This is a genomic window from Acidimicrobiia bacterium, assembly GCA_040880805.1.
Taxonomy (GTDB): Bacteria; Actinomycetota; Acidimicrobiia; order IMCC26256; family DASPTH01; genus DASPTH01.
The window spans coordinates 35,625-52,906 of record JBBDHW010000042.1; the positions used below are offsets into that span (position 1 = coordinate 35,625).

Sequence of the window (17,282 nt, forward strand, 5' to 3'; positions counted from 1 at the left end):
AGCGACGAATTATGTCGTGAGCTCCTTGTCTTTCTCGGTGGCAAGCTCTTCGTCTTGTACGCGCCACAGCCGGTCGTACGGCCCGCCCGGACGCGCAACCTGCTCTTCGGGGCCTGCGTCGACGACGCGACCTGCGTCGAGCACCACGATGTTGTCGGACTTCACCGCAACGCTCTCGCGGTGGGTGATCATCAGCGTCGTGCAACGAAGCGCGTGGATTGACTCGACGATGATGTCCTCGACCCCGGCATCGAGCAGCGACGTTGATTCGTCGAGCACGAGGATGTCGGGCTCCGCTATCCAGGCGCGTGCGAGTGCGACGAGCTGGCGCTGCGCGGCGGTGAGGTTGTGGCCTTCTTCTTCGACGACATGTTCGAAGCCGCCGGGGAGCACCGACAGCAGATCCCAGGCACCGACCGCGCGGATCGCGCCCTCGACCTCTTCGTCGGTTGCTCCGGGCTTCGCGTAGCGGATGTTCGAGGCGATCGTTCCCTTGAACACGAACGGGTCCTGCGGCACGATGCCGAGCCGCGGCCCGTAGCTGTCGAGATGGAGCTCGCGGAGGTCGATCCCGTTGACCGTTACCGATCCCGCGTCGGGGTCGTAGGTGCGGCCGAGGAGTTTGGCGATGCTCGACTTCCCGGCACCGGTGTACCCCACGAGGGCCGTGACCTTGCCCGGCTCCATCGTGAACGACACGTCGCGCAGCACCGGCCGTGTCGTCTCGGGGTAGGTGAAGCAGACGCCGTCGAACGTGACGGGACCGTCGAGCGGTGGGCAGTCGCGTGCGGCGACGCTCTCTTCGGGCAGGATGGGCTCGTCGAAGGGCTCGCACAGGCGACGCCACGACACGCGCACGTCGAGGAACTGGTTGTAGAGCGGCCCGAGTGCCTGCAGCGGTCGGGTTGCGGACGTGGCAAGGAGTTGCACGGTGACGGCCGTGCCGATACTCAGGGTCTGGTCCAGCACCAGCGTGCCCGCTTTGTAGAGGACGAGCGCGGTGGTCATCGTTCCCATGAACTGCACCACCGCGGTGTGGGAGTTCTGCAGCGTGATGCTCCACCAGCGGGCACGTCGACGCTCCCAGCTCGCCTCCACGAACTTCTGCGTCTGGATGGCGTGGGCCCCGAGGTGGCGGATCTCGTGGCGCGCGCCGAAGTCTTCCTGGAACTTGCGGGTGACGACGCCGAGCTCCTCGCGCGACCACTTCAGTGCCCGGTTCGCGAACGGGAGCTGGATGAGCGTGAGGACCAGGATGATGACCGCGAGCGCCAGCACCACCGGGATCACACCCGGAGCCAGGATCACGATCGCACCCATGGCGACGATGAAGATCGCGGTGAAGCTCGCGAACCGGAAGGCGGACTCCTGGACGAAACCGAGGATCTTGTCGAGGTCGGCCACCACTCGCGTGGCCACGTCGCCCGGGAGCTCACGGTCGTAGTAGTTCACCCCGAGCTTGCTCAGGCGGTAGAAGACGCGACGGCGCAGCACGATGATCACGCTCTGGTTGAACCGCTGCGCGAAGATCCGGAAGTACTTCGACAGGAAGCCCACGCCCACCGCGATGAACACGAGCATCCCGGCCCAGAAGTACGCCGCGCCCGTGTCCGCGCCGTTGCTGTCTTGGATGATGTCGGTGACCCGGCCGAAGAGGAGGCTCGGCGCCAATTCGCCGAGTGCCAGGAGTAACACCAGGAACACCGCGACGTACATGGTGCCTTTGAACAACATCGCGATCTTCCGGAAGCGTGGCCGTGTGTCGTCGTCGGTCACGCCGTCGGGAATGGTCAGGCTCTCTTTGGTGACTTGGAGCTGGTCGACGAGCTTGGCGAGGATCGGGTCGATGGCGGCGAGACCGGCCGTAGCTCCGGCCTGGACCTGTATCGCGCCCTCGGCGACTTCGGCTTCCATGCCGACCTGTTCGATGGTGTCGAGCGCCTCGATCGGGTCACCACCGACGACCGCCTCGGCGGTTTCGGCGGTCACGAGAGTTTCGGCAGTTCCGTCGAGCAGCTCGCTGCGGGCAACGTCCGCGAACGGCTCCACCGTGTCTGCCGGATCGAGGTGGAGCGATCGATCGGCCATCTCGGCGAGGCCGGTTCGCCGGGTGATGTAGAGGATGGCGGTCTGGGGCAGGTACTGGCGCACCCGCCGCATGATCTCGATCTCGAGCGACGGGTTCACCGCCGAGAGCGCGTCGTCGAGGATGAGCACCCGCGGATGGGCGACGAGCGCGCGGGCGAGCGAGACGCGCTGGCGCTGGCCTCCGGACACCGTGAGGCCGCGATCGCCGACGATGCCGTCGAGGCCGCCGAGCTCGTCGATCACCTCCCCTGCCCCCGCGGTGCGCATCGCGTCGATCATCGCCTCGTCGTCGATCTCGCCCCATGCCCCGAGGAGCAGGTTGTCGCGCAGCGTCGCCGCGAGGAGGAGCGGCTCTTCGGACACGACCCTGATCGTCTGGCGGAGCTGACCGGGATCGAGATCGGCGAGCGCGATGCCGTCGAGCGATGCGTGACCCTCGTCGGGTTCGACGAGCCCGGAGGCGATCCCGGCGAGCGTCGTCTTGCCGCAACCGGGAGGACCGCTCACCACGACCAGCTCACCGGGACGAACCTGGAGATCGAGGCCGTGCAGGAAGCGCCGGTTCCCGTAGGTGACCTCGACGCCGTGGAGCTCGAGTCCGGTGGAGGGGAGCGGGATCATGCGGCCGTCGGTGACCGGTCGCGCGCTGAGTGCGAGCATCTCGGCGAGGCGATCCTGCGCGCTGCGGAGGTATTGCCAGGCGCTCGCGATCTCACCGAAGGCGCTGGAGAACTGGTTCAACCCCGAGCCGATCTGGAACGCGAGCAGGAATGTGCCGATGGTCAGATGACCGGTGCTCATCAGGTACGCGCCGATGGCCAGCAAGCCCGCTTGTACGAGCAAGGGCATCATCTTGAGGTAGATGTCGTAGCCGGCGAGCAGCCGGGTGCGGGTCATCGAGAAGCGGAACGCGCGCTCGGTGACGTCGGCGACGCGTGCGCGCTCTTGCTCCTCGCGGCGGAACGCCTTGACGACGCGGATGCCGCGCACCGGCTCGTCGATCGCGCTGGTGACCTCGGCGCGCTCGTTGAGCTCCGCCCAGCTCAGTGCCCGCAGTCTCCCGCGGAACTTGTTGACCAGCCAGACGTTGATCGGGAGCGCGAGGAGCGACACGATGCCCATGAGCGGGCTGATGATGCAGACGATGATCGCGACGGAGAGCAGGATCGGCGTGTAGCCGAGGAGGGTGGGGAAGACGCGGAGGAGAACGTCGACGAGCTGGATGTCGGTGAGCGAGCGAGTGACGAGCTGGCCGGTCGCGACCGCGTCGAGGCGGCGGAGCTCGGCCGATTGGATGTGCGTGTAGAGCCACACACGCATGTCGAACTCGATCTGGTACGCGAGCCGGTCGGCGAGCTGCTGCTGGGTGAAGGAGAAGGCCAGTGCCCAGAGCGCCCAGAACGTGATGTAGCGGACGTAGTCCCAGAGCGGCGCGACCTGGTTGACGATGCCGTTGTCGACCATGCCGCGTGTGAGGTTCGCGACCTGGAGCAAGCCGATGGTGTAGACGACCATGACGAAGAAGAACCACTTCAGGACCCGCTTCTGGCGGCGAAGCAGCGCCCAGAAGAGCGAGGAGCGCGCGACGCTGAAGGAGTTCGTGTACTTGCCGAGGAACCTGCGGAACCAGCCGAGGTCCTCTTGCGGACCGCGGTCGGCAGCCTGGAACTCCGGCGTGTGGATGTCTTCGGTCTGCGTCACGGACGTGCCCCCCCGACGACCCCGGTCGTAGTCGGCCCGGAACGTTCGATGACTTCGCGTGTCGACCCGAGATACGAGGCGACGACGTGTGGGTGGTTCCGCACCAGCTCCCAGCTGCCGTCGACGACGACGCGACCGAGGTCGCAGGCGATGATGCGGTCGGAGACGGAGCTGACCAGGGGCATGTCGTGCTCGATGAGCAGGATGCTCGCGCCGGTGATGTCGCGGATGCGGAGAAGCAGCGGACCGAGCGCCTCGGTCTCGCGTTGGGCGATGCCCGACGACGGCTCGTCGAAGAGAATCACCTTGGGCTCGATCCCGATCTGGCAGGCCAGGTCGACAATTCGGCGGCTCCCGGTCGAGAGATCCGACACGAACTTGTCACGATAGTCGTCGAGACCCATCATCGCGATGAGGTCGTCGGCCCGCCGCCCGAGCTTTCGCTCGGCGAGCACGACGTTCGGGAAGTAGAGCATCGAGGGGACGGGGTCCCAGTAGCGGAGGGGGCGGTCGAGCGCGACACAGATGGCGTGATGCACGGTGAGCCCTCCGAACAGGCGGGCGTCCTGGAACGACCGGGCGAGGCCGAGCTGGGCGCGCCGCTGCGGCCGCCGCCGGGTGATGTCGTGACCCTCGAGGATGACCTGGCCCGAATCCGGCACGAGGAATCCCGAGATGAGGTCGAACAGCGTGGTCTTGCCGGCGCCGTTCGGTCCGACGATGCCGAGGATCTCGCCGTGGTGGAGTTGGATCGACATTTCGTCGACCGCGGTGATCCCCGCGAAACGTCGGGTGATGCCGCGGGTCTCGAGAATCACGGGGCGCTCGCCGCGGTTGGCACTCACCTCCTTGTCGGGCGCGCGATCGGCGATCTTGGCAAGTGGCATCGGTCGCGCGCCCTCCCCGGCAGTCCCCTCGGCTGACGCGGCGCCCTCGAGGAAGATCGAACGCAGCAGGTCTGGGCGCTCCAACAGCTCCGCGGTGAGCCCGTGGAAACGGATCGCCCCCTTCTCCATGAAGAACGCCTTGTCGGCGGTTTGCAATGCGACATTCACCGACTGCTCGACGAGGATCACCGTGACGCCCTGCTCTTTGAACTGCTGGACGACGGCGAGGAGTTGCTCGACGACGAGTGGCGCGAGACCGAGCGACAGCTCGTCGATCATGAGCACGTCGGGCTTGGCGAGGAACGCCATCGCGAGCGCGAGCATCTGCTGCTGCCCGCCCGAGAGTTGAGCCGCGGGGTCGTTCAGCCTGCTCCGCAGCGCGGGGAAGAGGTTGAGCGCTTCCCCGGTCGCGGTCTTCGCGTACGCGCGGTCGCGGCGATGCATCCAGAGTGCGACCTTCAGGTTCTCGGCCACCGAGAGCGAAGGGAACACACCCTTGCCGCCAGGAACCTGGATGACGCCCTTGAGCGCGATGTGGTGCGGGCCCATCCCGCTGATGTCGGTGCCTTCATGGCTGATGCTGCCGCGCTTGGGTGCGACGAGGCCCGAGATCGCTCGCAGCACTGTGGACTTTCCGGCGCCGTTCGTGCCGAGGAGTGCGATGGTTTCACCACGGCGCAGCTCGAAGCTGACGCCGAAGAGCACCTGGACCTGGCCGTACGAGACGTCGACCGACCGCAGGCTGAGTAGGTTCGGCCTGCCGCCGCTCAGACGAAGGTCGGGGTAGCTGAAGTAGTCGACGTCGGGCATCGGCCTCGCGGGGAAGCGCTTCAAGAAGTTCGGACCGTGGCGCGACGGCCCCTCGCCGTTCATCGCCACGGCGACCGCGGGTTTCTCCTTGCCCGTGAGCAGTGTCGGGTCGTCACCGCTATCGGCGATCAGCGACGGGACGACAAGGTTGCGTCGACGCGCCACCGCGCGGAGCCACATGTCGCGCACCCGGTAGAGCACCGACCCGAGGCCGCCGGGCAGAAGCCAGAGCACGAGGATGAGGCCGATGCCGCTCCCGGCGAATGTGAAGAGGAACCGGAAGCGCTGGGGCACGATGACGTTGAACCACTCCGTGCTCTTGATGAAAACGGCTCCGAGGATCGCGCCCGGCACCGACCCCAGCCCGCCGACCACCACCATCGTGAGCACGCGGATGCTCTCGATGGGAGCGAAGATGTCCTTGCCGAGCGCCTGCTGGTGGAGCACGAGGACTCCACCGGCGAAGGACGCGATGAAGCCGGACAGTGCGAACGCGAGCAGCTTCGCACGCGTGGGGCTCAGCCCGAACGCCTGCGCATTTCGTTCGTTCTCGCGCGTCGCGATGAGGTCGCGGACGGTCCGCGATCGTTGCAACCCGCGCACGGCCACGATAACGAGCAGAAGCGCGAAGACGCACACGAAGTAGAAGTCGCGTTCGGGATGCGCGCCGTCGGCGCCGATCCCGATATGACCGAACGGCGTCCATTGCGGGAAGCGCGTGACGCGATCGAAGAGGTCGTCGGGCAAGAAGTCGAACTTGATGCCCAGGAGGCTCTGCTCGCGGTTCAACAGGAACGACGACGTCGCCACCGCAAACGCCAGAGTGGTGACGGCGAGCATCAATCCTTTGATGCGGAGTGCCGGCAAGCCGATGATGATGGACGCGACCGCTCCGACCGCGCCCGCGAGCAAGAAGCTGACGAACGGATCGAGATGCCAGTGCACGTTGGCCGCGCCGGCCGCCGCCGAACCGATGGCGACGAACGCGACTTGGCCGAGGCTGATCTCGCCGGCCCACCCGGTGAGGAGCACCAGGGAGATCGCGACGATCGCGTAGATCATCACCGCGGCCGCGAGGTTGGTGTCTTTCTCGCTGAGCAGGAAGGGTAAGTAGACGAGGAAGCCGACGAAGAGCACGCGCAGCCCACGCAGCGTCCACTTGACCTCGGGAAGCCGTAGCAGCTCGCGCGGGATCGGCCGGATGTTCGCCGCGTTCTGCCAGCTCGAGATCGCCTGGTCCTCGACGCGCGACTCGCGGTGACGCCGCTGGAGCAGCAGCGCCCCGATCACGATCACGAACATGATGGGATCGACGAGCTCGCCCGAACCCTTGTTCCACACCACGATCGCTTCGACCGCGCCGAGTCCGCACGAGGCGAGGAAGATCGTGACGAAGTTCTCCATGCGGCCGATCACCGCAGCCGTGAGCGCTCGCAGCAAGATCGTTGGTCCGAACGCGGATCCGAGTGGCAGACCGATGATCCCGGCTCTGAGGATCAACGAGATCGTCGCGAGGAGCGTGGCGATGACCCACGCGATGTTGTGCGTGAAGCCGACGTTCACGCCGAGGAGCGACGCGCGGTCGGAGCTCTCCGAACTTGCTCGCAGCGCGATTCCCATGCTCGTGAAGCGCAGGAACGCGAACAGACCCAACACCGCGAGGATCGTGGTGATCACCGCGATGAGCTCGTTGGCATGGAAGATGACGGGGTTGATCTCGAAGCTGAAGTCGAATGGCGGGGTGTACTGCTGCTGGGCAAGGTCGGTGCCGCCAGTGATCAGCTGGAGCAAGTACGGGAGCGCAACGCCGAGGCCGGCGAGCAATTGCGCGAGCCCGATCGTGACGACCATCAGGATCAGCCGTGGCGCCTTGCTGAAGCGCCGGATGATCACGAACTCGATGAGCACGCCGAGCACGACCGCGACGATCAACGAGAGCGGTACTGCCACCCAGAACGACCATCCGATCGTCGGCAGCGTGATCAGGGCCACCGCGAGGCTCGCGGGAACCGCGCCGAGGTCGGCCTGCGCGAAGTTGATGACCTTGTTGGCCCGGTAGATCAGGGCGAGGCCGAAGGCCATGAGCGCGGTGAGCGACCCGATGATGAAGCCGTAGACGAGCTCGCCCGCGGGCATGTCCCAGCCCCATACCAATTGTGGGACGAAGTAACCGAACGCGGCGACCGCGACCGTGATGGCGATGAACCGGAGCGTGCGATTCTCGCCGACGTTGCGTACTCCGGTGGTCACGCTCATAGATCGCTGCAGTCCTTGCCCTCGGGGAGCACGACGTTCTCGCCCGAGCTCTGTTGCTGCTCACACTCGAGCTGCGCCCGCGTCTTACCCGTGTTCAGGCTGGTACACGCTCGTGACTCGATCGCGCCGTCTTCGGTGACCTTGAACGGCGCGTGCGGCCAGGTCGAGTCTTCGCGGGCGTGGACGTCGACGGAAAGGAAACCGTCGCTGCTCTTGATGTCCGTCGTAGCCCAGGTGCCAATCTCGCCTTTGTCGTGCGGGGCGTCGTCGTCGAGGTGCAATTCCGCGCTCACGAACGTGTAGTCGGCGCCCTTCAAGTGCACCATCTTCCCGTTGCGGAGCTTCGCCTTGGCGTCGGGCTCGATCTTCCCCTGGATGGCGCTGATCGCTTCGTCGGGCGCGCCGATACAGTGCTGCACGGACTGTTTGGGGTTCCCGCATGCGGCTGCGACCGCCGCAAGCGCGACCGTCAGAGCGGCAATGATCGCGACTCGACGCGTCCCCCCTCGTCGCCTCACGAGCGTCCTCCAGAGACCAAGGCGTTTCGACGCAGGGTGCGACCATGGTCAGTACGCAGCCATGCGCGGGCCGCCGACCGAATCGGCAGTCCGACCGCCAGTTTCTCGCGCGTCGGGGGGCATGTAAAGCCGAGCGCGTTTTCGCACTCGTGCATCGAATCTCCGATTCGACTAGAAAACTCATCGGACCGGAGGAGGCACCCGTGGGAGCAACGAAGGACGCCCGGTCGTTCGGGAACATGATGGAAGAGGCCTACGGCTTCAGCCAGGCGGTGAAGGTCGGCGACACCATCTATGTCTCCGGCCAGACCGCGATGGGCGATGACTTCACCGCGATCGGCGGGAACGACATGGCAGCCCAGATGCGGGAGGCGTACGCCGCGATCGGCCGCGTTCTCGCCATGTTCGGCGCCGGGTTGAGCGACGTGGTGGAGGAAACGTTGTTCGTCACCGACATGACGGCAGCAGTGACATGCGCGAAGGAGGTGCGCGGCGAAGCGTACGGCGGAACGTTCGACGTTGCGAGCACTGTGATCGGTGTGCAGGCGCTCGGTTCACCCGATCTCATGATCGAGATCAAGTGCGTCGCACGAACTTGAACACCTGATGAGCGCGCACGACGCCGTGCAGCTTCTCGCCGACCGCGACGAGATCCACGACATCGTGATGCGTTACGCGGCAGGCGTCGATCGCCGCGACATGAAACTCGTGGGCTCGTGCTTCGCGCCCGACCTCGAGGTCGTCGGATGGGGTGGAGGGTTCACCGACCGCGACTCGATGCTCACCTACATCTCCGGTGTCGCGATCTTCCACACGACGATGCACATGTTCGGAAACCAGTACATCGAGGTCGACGGCGACACCGCGCACGTCGACACCTACGCGATGCTCACCCACCACAGCGACGATGCCAACGGTGTGACGCACGAGCTCAACGTCAGCCGCGGACGCTACGTCGAGGATCTCACCCGTCGCGACGGGCGGTGGGTCATTACGCGCCGCGGGGGCGATCCGGTCTGGGCGCCGACGGGTGTGACGAAGGCGACGACCGACGTTCCCGCGACGCAGTGGCTCCTCGATCGTGCCGAGATCCACGATCTGATGATGCAGTACGCGCTCGGCGTCGATCTGCGCGATTACGACCGCATCCGGAACTGCTTTGCGTCGTCGTTCCGAGCGTCGTACGGCTCGCGCGAGTTTACGGATGCCGACGAGCTGATCGAGTTCATCTCCGGTGTCGAGCACTTCCCGTCGACGACGCACTTCCTCGGCACGCAGCTCGTCGACGTCGATGGCGACGACGCGTGGATGCAGACGTACTCGCTGATCACTCACCGTCCGAACGAGGATGATCCCTCGGCGGACTGGGTGGCGGCTGGCCAGTACGTCGACCGCCTGCTGCGCGAGCACGGGCGGTGGCGAATCGCGGAGCGCGGCTCGTCGGCCCGGAGCACTCGACCAGAACCGCCGGTCGCGCCTACTACCGACGACCCGCGCGTACAGCAGCTCCTCGACCGCGGCGCGATTCACGACGTGATCGTCTCTTCGGCGCTCGCAATGGACCGTGAGAACGGGCGGACGCGACACTTCCTCAACAACGAGCTGGTCGCGATCGAGGGCGACGAGGCCACGGCGGAGACCTACATGTATGTCACAGAGCAGCAGGACGACGGGCGCCCGTCGCCGTGGAGCAAGGGCGCCCGGCGTTGGCTCGACCGCTTCCGGCGCGTCGACCGCCGCTGGGTGCTGGAGGAACGACAGGAACTGAGCAACCGCGTGGCGGAGGAGCTGTTGATCACCGCCGACGAGGCTGCGACGCGCGCAGGGAGCAGGAGGAGTCGTGATGGTTGACGTGAGCGAACGCATCGAAGGGCTCGTGTCGGAGAGCGTGAAGCGGGTTTCGAGACGAGGTGGTGACTTCGAGTTTCCTGCCGACCTCAAGATCAGGTGGGCTTTCGAAGCGGGGTTGCCCGACCCGGCGACGTTCCCCCTCGACGACCTCGAACGGCTCACGGCCGACGTGCTCCACGACGATGCCGCGGACGCGCTGCAGTACGGCTCGCCCGGGAGCAACGGCATCGGCTGGGGCTACGAGATCCTGCGCGACCGAATTGCGGAGCGCACGCTCCGGATCGAAGGTCGCGAGGTCGACCGTCGTTCGGTGATGCTCACACTCGGCGGGGTGCAGGCGATCACGCTCGCGTGCCGCGCCTTCCTCGACGAGGGCGACCTCCTCGCGGTCGAAGCGCCCACGTGGGGAGCTGCGCTCGGTGCGGCGCGCCAGTCCGGCGCCGAGGCGTTGGCGATCCCCATGGACGCCGAGGGCATGCAGGTCGACGTGCTCTCCCAGGAGCTCGCTCGACTCGAGGGTGAGGGCAAGCGCCTCAAGATGATCTACACCATCGCGACGTTCAATACGCCGACCGGGTGGAGCCTGTCGTTGCCGCGTCGGCGGAAGCTGCTCGAGCTCGCCAACCGATACGGGTTCATCGTGCTCGAGGACAACGTGTACGGCGAGCTGCGGTACGAAGGCGAGACGATCCCCACGCTCTTCGCGCTCGACGAGTCGGGACTCGTCGTCAAGATCGACAGCTTCAGCAAGATCCTCGCTCCCGCGCTGCGGTTGGGCTGGGTCACCGGCGATCCCGAGGTGATGCGCGCGATCGGCGCGGTGAAGGGCGATCTCGGCGTGAGCCAGTGGCTCGCCCGTGTCGTGGTTCGGTTCATGGACGAAGGCAAGCTCGACCCGCACGTTGCAATGGTGAACGAGCTCTACCGGGAGAAGCGCGACATCGCCGTGCGAGCACTGCGCGATGAGTGCGGGCCGTGGGTGAATTTCGACGTTCCCGAGGGCGGCTTCTTCATCTGGATCGAGCTGTCGTCCGACGTCGACGGTGAGCAGGTGATGCAGAAGGCGTTCGCGGAGGGTGTGATGTGCCGACCGGGTGAGCGGTTCTTCGGCGAGACCGACGCCGACGCGCACAAGCAGTGGTTCCGCCTCGCGTTCATCATGGTGCCGAAGGACGAGCTCGAGCGGGGGATCACTGCGCTCGGCAAGGCCATCGCCGACAGCGCGCGCTGAGTCGGCGGACGCGCCGCCATGCGAGGGCTCGACAGCAAGATCATCGTCGTCGCCGGTGGAGGGACCGCCGACGCGGGTCCGGGCAACGGCGCGGCCACCGCGATCCGTCTCGCCGACGAAGGTGCGTTCGTGGTGGTGGGCGACCTCAGCGGTGACGCGGCGAACGCCACCGTCGCGTCCATCCACGCGCGCGGCGGACGGGCGGTGCCGCTCGAGTTCGACATCGCCGAGGACAAGTCGGTCCGCGCGCTCATGTCATGCGCGCTGGAGCACTACGGCGGCGTCGACGGTTTGCACGTCAACGCGGCCGACATCTCACCCGAGGTGCTCGGTGTCGACGGGGAGACCGACCTGCTGACCATCCCGCTCGACGTGTGGCAGCGCACCCTCGACGTGAACCTCACCGGCTTTCTGCTGATGGCACGCGCGGTGATCCCGCACCTGCTCGAACGCGGTGGGGGAGGGATCACGAACACGGTGTCGGACGCGATCTACGCAGGAGAACGCGTGCGGGTGGCGTATGCAGCCACGAAGTCGGCGCTCACGGCGGTGACACGCCACATCGCGACACGCTGGGGCCGTGACGGCATCCGGTGTAACTCGATCTCACCAGGAATCATCGCCCGGAACGACGAGATCGCCGAGGCGATGCAAGCGACGCACCGCGGTGAGCCCCGGTCGCCGCGTGCCGGCCGCCCCGACGACATCGCCGCGATCGCCGCCTACCTGCTCTCCGACGACGGCGCCTGGGTGAACGGTCAGGTGTGGAGCGTGAACGGCGGCCGAATGCTCAATTGAGCTCGCGCGCCTCGCGCGCGTCGGGTTCGAGCAGGAAGCCCCCGGCGACCGCTTCGTCGGCCGCAGCGTCGAAGCATGCGAGGTAGTCGTCGCGTGTCGGGTAGAGCGCGGCAAACTTCTCGGGCGGGAACGGCTTCACAAAACCGCGCAGCGCGCATGACTGCGGTGTGCCGACCGGTCCGTACTGCGCGGTGGGCACGACGATGTGGGGGAGCCGGATGCCGCCGAGTGCGTTGCCGTGCTCGTCGCGATCGATCTCGCCGTCTGCGTTCATCGAGATGCGGGGAAGCTGCGGCGCTGCGCCGCCGCCGCGTGCCCAGCCGCGTAGGTGCGCGAGTGCGGCGTTCTCGACGTAATGGAACGGCATGTCGTTGACCGCGCAGTCGCATCCGGGCATCTCGTGGCCGAGATCGCGCGCGAACTGGGCCTTCAGCGTGCGCTCGACGTACTCGTCCTGGTGCGTAGAGCCCGCGACCTCCCAGAGCCGGAAGCGCTCCGAATCGGGTTGGCGCGCGAGCCAGGACCGGAGGGTGTCGAACTCCGACTCGAGCACGACGACCGGCGCGGAGGAGTCGGTGCGGAACGTCAGCGGATCGGGCATTACGACGTCAGCGGCGAGCGGAGGGGACGAGGTACCGACGCGGCCGTGCACGAGGAAGCCGTCGATCGCGCCAACGAGTGGGTGTACTGCGTTGACATAGGTGACGAGTCGGTTCGCAGACTGTGACGCTCCGGCCGCGACCACGACGTCGACCGGAGCCTGCGCGGTGAGCGCGCCGTCGCGAGCCATGCGCGCTGCCGCCGTGAAGATCCCGTACGAGAGGTCGTCGTTCGGGATGTGGAGCTCGCGGTAGCGGCCGGGATCCCAGAGCTCCAACGGTTGCGAGAAGCCCGCCATCAGCGGCGGACCGTTCACGCCGGCGCGCTGTGCCGACACGCCCACCCAGGTGTTCCCGTCGCGCATGATCTCCACGTGGCTCTGCGCCCACACGGGATCGAGGTCGATCCCACCGCTCACGTTGAACCACTCGAGCACGACCGTGCCGTCGGAGCGCGCGGGATCGGTCGGTCGCCGTACGAGCAGGCGCGTGCAGAACTCCTCGCTTCCTGTGGCAACCACCGACCAGTGGCCGTCTCCGCCGAGCGAACTGTCCCGCGCGGGTCCGTAGGTCGACGCATCACCCCGGAGGAACCACTCCTCCTCGACGTAGCCGTGTTCGGCAAGATCGAAGGTTGCCGACGCGAATGGCCGGCCCTTTGCGCCGTCGGAAACCTCATTCGACGAGCTGAGTTGCGTCATCGCGATCAGTAGCTCCTCGGGAGGCCCATGATGGTCTGCGCGATGTAGTTGAGCGTCATCTCCTGAGTGACCGGTGCGATGCGTTGCAGGCGCGCCTCGCGCCAGTAGCGCTCCACGTGGTACTCGTTCGCGTAGCCCATGCCACCGAGCGTCTGCATCGCGCGGTCGGCCGCGAAGAACGACGCCTCCGCCGCGAGGTACTTCGCGCTGTTCGCCGCCTCGCCGCATTCGAGCCCGGCGTCGTAGCGACGGCCTGCGTGCAGCGCCATCATCCACGCAGCTTTCAGCTGGATGCGCGCCTGCGCGAGTGGATGGCTGATCGCCTGGTTCGCGCCGATCGGGCGGTCGAACACGATGCGTTGCTTCGCGTACGTCGTCGCGCGGTCGAGCGCGACCTCGCCGATGCCGCATGCTTCGGACGCGAGGAGCACGCGCTCGGGGTTGAGGCCGTGGAGGATGTGCCGGAACCCTTCGTTCTCGGTGCCGACGAGCCGCCAGTCCTCCACCGGCAGCCCGTCGTAGGCGACCTCGCACGACGCGACCGCGTTGCGGCCGACCTTGGGGATCGCGCGGATGTCGACGTAGTCGGGATCGAGGTCGGCGAGGAACAGGCTGAGACCGCGCAGCCCGCTGTCCGTGCCGCCGGTCCGCGCGAGCAACAGCACGACTTCGGATTCGAGTGCTTTCGACGTCCAGATCTTGCGTCCGTGGATGCGCCATCCACCCTTGCCGTCGGGCTCGGCGCGCGTCGCGATCCGGCCAGTGTCGGTTCCCGCGTCGGGCTCGGTCACGCCGAACGCGACGTGGAGCTCACCGGCGGCCGCACGCGGGAGGAACGTCGCCTTCAGCTTGTCGTTGCCGAACTTGACAACGGGATTGAGGCCGAAGATCGTGAGGTGGAGCGCCGAGCAGCCGTTCATGGCCGCGCCGCTCGCGGCCACCTCGTGCAGGATCACCGCCGCGTCGGTGATGCCGCGCCCGCCGCCGCCGTACTCCTCGGGGAGCGCGATGCCGACCCAGCCCCCCTCGGCCATCCGCGCGTAGAAGTCCCACGGAAACTCGTGCTCGTGGTCGCAGCGGGCCCAGTAGTCGTCGTCGAAACCCGAGCAGAGGTCGCGGATCGCCTCTGCCATCAGCCGCTGGTCCTCATCGAGCAGCTCGTCGTCCCAATCGCTCATGAGCCAGGAGCGTACGAGATCGCTCTGCGCGAGACTCGTCTGGAGAGCGAGTGACGTTGGGGGGATTCGATGGCAGTACGTCGGTGGTTGCTGGGGGTGTCTGTCGCGGCGCTTGCGACGTCGGTGGTGTTCACAGCCGGCGGGAGCGCGGTTGCAGCGAAGGCTGCCGGAGGATCCGGGGTCGGCACGAAGGAGGCGCTGGCGCAACCGGACTGTGACCCGAATACCGGGCGTCTCCAGTTCCAGTTCTACGGCGCAGCACCCTGTGTTCGTGCGTGGAAGGACGGCGCGGACAATGGTGGTGCTACCGCGCAGGGCGTGAGCGCCGACTCCATCAAGGTCGTCGTGCTGGTCCCACCGGAGGACAAAGACAAGTCGTCCGTCAATGGCGGTATCAAGAATCAGGCGACGGGCGCGAACGGGCTGTCGAAGGACGCAGTGCTCGACGAGAACGCGGTGCTCGCGCACTCGTACCACACGTGGGGCCGCACGGTGGAGTACGAGTTCGTCGAGGCGACCGGCACCGACGAGACCGCGCAACGCGCCGACGCGGTGGCCGTGGTCGCGAAGCAGCCGTTCGCGGTGATGGACACCGCGGTGTTCGCGAGCGGCGGCGGCGGTTTGGTCTTCCAGCAAGCGGTCGCCCGGGCGGGAGTACCGGGAAACCCGCCGCCGGTCACGCCGACCGAGATGCTGAAGCCGTACGAGGTGAACATGGCCGAGTGGGTCGGCAAGGAGCTCATCGGCGGCAAGGCGCAGTTCGGCGGGGACGCGGTCAAGACCAAGAAGCGTGTGTTCGGGGTGATCTACCCCTCCGGCTCGACCGGCATGGACATCAGTGTCTTCACCAAGGAGTTCGCCAAGTACGGCGGGAAGATCGCGCCCAACGCGATGGTGTCGTACACCACGCCCACCGACGTCACCGCGCAAGCGTCGGCGTTCCAGGAGCAAGGCAGGACCCTGATCGCAAAGCTGAAGCAGGCGGGTGTCACCAGCATCGTGGACCTTGCCTCGGCGGGGATCACCGCCAGCGCGACCGGCACCTTCACGAAGGAAGCCACCTCCCAAGACTGGTTCCCCGAGTGGCTCGTGTCGGGCGTTCCCTACGAAGACCTCGACTTCTTCGCGCGGACGTTCGACCAGACGCAGTGGGCGCACGCGTTCGGTGAGGTGTGGTTCACGCCCTTCGTGGCGGGCGGGGCCAGCGACGCACTGACCAGCGAGTTCCAGTGGTACTGGGGCAAGACGCAGGGGACGCACTCGCCGGGCGTGTTCTCGCTCGTGTACCGGCTCTACAACGGAGTCCAGCTGGCGGGGCCCAACCTCACGGCGAAGACCTTCCGCGCTGCGCTCGTCGACTTCCCGGCGAGCGGTGGGGCATTCCAGAACATGATCACGAACCTCGAAACCGGCATTCCTCCGGCGCCAATCCCGGTACGCGGCACCGCGCTCGGTTGGTGGAACCCGAAGGCGATGGGCGGGTCGAACCAGATCGGGCTCTTGGGGACCGGTAAGTACGAGTACCTCAACGGGGGCAAGCGGTATCTGACCGGCCAGTACCCGAAGAAGCTGCAGCCGTTCTTCCAGGAGGAGGGGTCGATCCTGCAGTTCGACGCCATCCCCGAGCAGGACCGCGTCGGTCCGTACACCTGCGACGGCTGCCCGACCACGGGTGGCAATCAGACGCCGGCCGCGGCGAGTTAGGGCCCGAAGGAGCGTGGCGTGGGCGATCGGCGCAGGTTGCGAGAGATCGTCGCGACGACCCTGCTCGTGCTCGGGGGTATCGGGCTCGTCGTCGCGAGCACGGGCTGGTGGCTCGAGCGGAGCTTCCTCGACACGTCGAGGTTCACCGGAACCGCGAACAAGCTGCTCGACCAGGACGAGGTGCAAGCGGAACTGGCGAGCGTGCTCGTGCGGCAGCTCTCGGATCAGGCCGGCACCGATCTCCAGATCGCGCAGCCGTTCCTCGCGAGCATCGTCGGCCAGGTGGTGGAGAGCGACGCGTTCCGCGCGGTGTTCGACGAGGCGCTCTCGAACGCGCACCGTGTGCTCGTGGACCGTGGGACCGAGACCATCATCCTGAACCTCACGGCGGCGTACGACCAGATCAAGGGTCCGCTCGCGCAGGTCGCGCCCAACCTCGCCGACGAGCTTCCGAGCCGCAAGCAACTCGAAGTCGTGCTGCTCCACCGGTCGGAGCTCACGACGGTATGGGACACGATCGACGAGGTGAAGCACGCCGTGCTGCTCGTGACCGTCGCGTCCGTGTTGCTCCTCGCGGCCGGCGTTGCCATCGCGGTCGAACGGTGGCGCGCGCTCGCGCGGGGCGCGTGGATCGTCGCGGCGTCGGGCGCGGTGCTGGTCCTGGCGCTGCTCGTCGCACGGGCCGTGATCCGCTCACGAATCTCCGACGGGCGGCTCGCCGACGCGGTGGTGGCGTCCTACCGGGTGATCACCACACCGCTGGTGGTGCAGTCGGTGATCGTGGTCGTGCTCGCCGTCGTCGTCGGGTTCGCCGCGCGCTTTACCGCGAGTGCAGGCCTCCCCGCATGGCGCCCTGCCGCTCAAGGTGCGTGGGAGCGCGTCGTGGGTGCAGTGCCCACCGAGGGATCGCCGTCCGCCGTCGCCCGCCTGCGACTCCCGGCTCCGCGCGTGGAGTCGCGA

11 protein-coding genes are annotated in these 17,282 nt (G+C 67.1%); 6 read left to right on the plus strand and 5 right to left on the minus strand.

Features of this window, described 5'->3' with window-relative positions; all coding sequences use genetic code 11:
- Positions 1–9: 9 nt before the first annotated feature.
- From WD271_10885 to WD271_10895, 3 genes are read right to left on the minus strand one after another with little or no spacing between them, the layout of a single operon-like run.
- Complete coding sequence (locus WD271_10885; GenBank protein MEX1008335.1) at positions 10–3,789, minus strand: ABC transporter ATP-binding protein; 3,780 nt, start codon at positions 3,787–3,789, stop codon at positions 10–12.
- Positions 3,786–7,742 carry an ATP-binding cassette domain-containing protein gene (locus tag WD271_10890; protein ID MEX1008336.1) on the minus strand — a complete coding sequence of 1,319 codons (3,957 nt, stop codon included), beginning with the start codon at positions 7,740–7,742 and terminating at the stop codon, positions 3,786–3,788. Before WD271_10890 ends, WD271_10885 begins: the two co-directional genes overlap by 4 nt.
- Complete coding sequence (locus tag WD271_10895; protein MEX1008337.1) at positions 7,739–8,161, minus strand: hypothetical protein; 423 nt, start codon at positions 8,159–8,161, stop codon at positions 7,739–7,741. Before WD271_10895 ends, WD271_10890 begins: the two co-directional genes overlap by 4 nt.
- 302 nt (positions 8,162–8,463) lie before the next feature.
- Here WD271_10895 and WD271_10900 point away from each other — a divergent pair, with 302 nt between their 5' ends.
- Genes WD271_10900 through WD271_10915 form a run of 4 tightly spaced genes read left to right on the plus strand, consistent with a single transcriptional unit; the run spans position 8,464 to position 12,140 of the window.
- Positions 8,464–8,859, plus strand: coding sequence for a RidA family protein (locus WD271_10900; protein MEX1008338.1), 396 nt, complete (start codon positions 8,464–8,466; stop codon positions 8,857–8,859).
- Positions 8,860–8,866: 7 nt separating this feature from the next.
- A complete protein-coding gene (locus WD271_10905) occupies positions 8,867–10,111 on the plus strand; it encodes a nuclear transport factor 2 family protein (GenBank protein MEX1008339.1) in 1,245 nt (414 codons plus the stop codon).
- Positions 10,104–11,342: a PLP-dependent aminotransferase family protein gene (locus WD271_10910; GenBank protein MEX1008340.1), complete on the plus strand. Its 1,239-nt coding sequence runs from the start codon at positions 10,104–10,106 to the stop codon at positions 11,340–11,342. Before WD271_10905 ends, WD271_10910 begins: the two co-directional genes overlap by 8 nt.
- 18 nt (positions 11,343–11,360) lie before the next feature.
- Positions 11,361–12,140, plus strand: a complete 780-nt coding sequence (locus WD271_10915) for an SDR family oxidoreductase (protein ID MEX1008341.1) — start codon at positions 11,361–11,363, stop codon at positions 12,138–12,140.
- On the opposite strand, the gene WD271_10920 is transcribed toward WD271_10915, so the two are convergent.
- Positions 12,133–13,440 carry an alpha/beta hydrolase domain-containing protein gene (locus WD271_10920; protein MEX1008342.1) on the minus strand — a complete coding sequence of 436 codons (1,308 nt, stop codon included), beginning with the start codon at positions 13,438–13,440 and terminating at the stop codon, positions 12,133–12,135. The genes WD271_10915 and WD271_10920 overlap by 8 nt on opposite strands.
- 5 nt (positions 13,441–13,445) lie before the next feature.
- A complete protein-coding gene (locus WD271_10925; GenBank protein MEX1008343.1) occupies positions 13,446–14,618 on the minus strand; it encodes an acyl-CoA dehydrogenase family protein in 1,173 nt (390 codons plus the stop codon).
- Positions 14,619–14,714: 96 nt separating this feature from the next.
- On the opposite strand from WD271_10925, the gene WD271_10930 reads away from it, so the two are divergent.
- Positions 14,715–16,322: a hypothetical protein gene (locus WD271_10930; protein MEX1008344.1), complete on the plus strand. Its 1,608-nt coding sequence runs from the start codon at positions 14,715–14,717 to the stop codon at positions 16,320–16,322.
- A gap of 18 nt (positions 16,323–16,340) precedes the next feature.
- A partial coding sequence (locus WD271_10935) for a hypothetical protein (GenBank protein ID MEX1008345.1) occupies positions 16,341–17,282 on the plus strand: 942 nt, incomplete at its 3' end.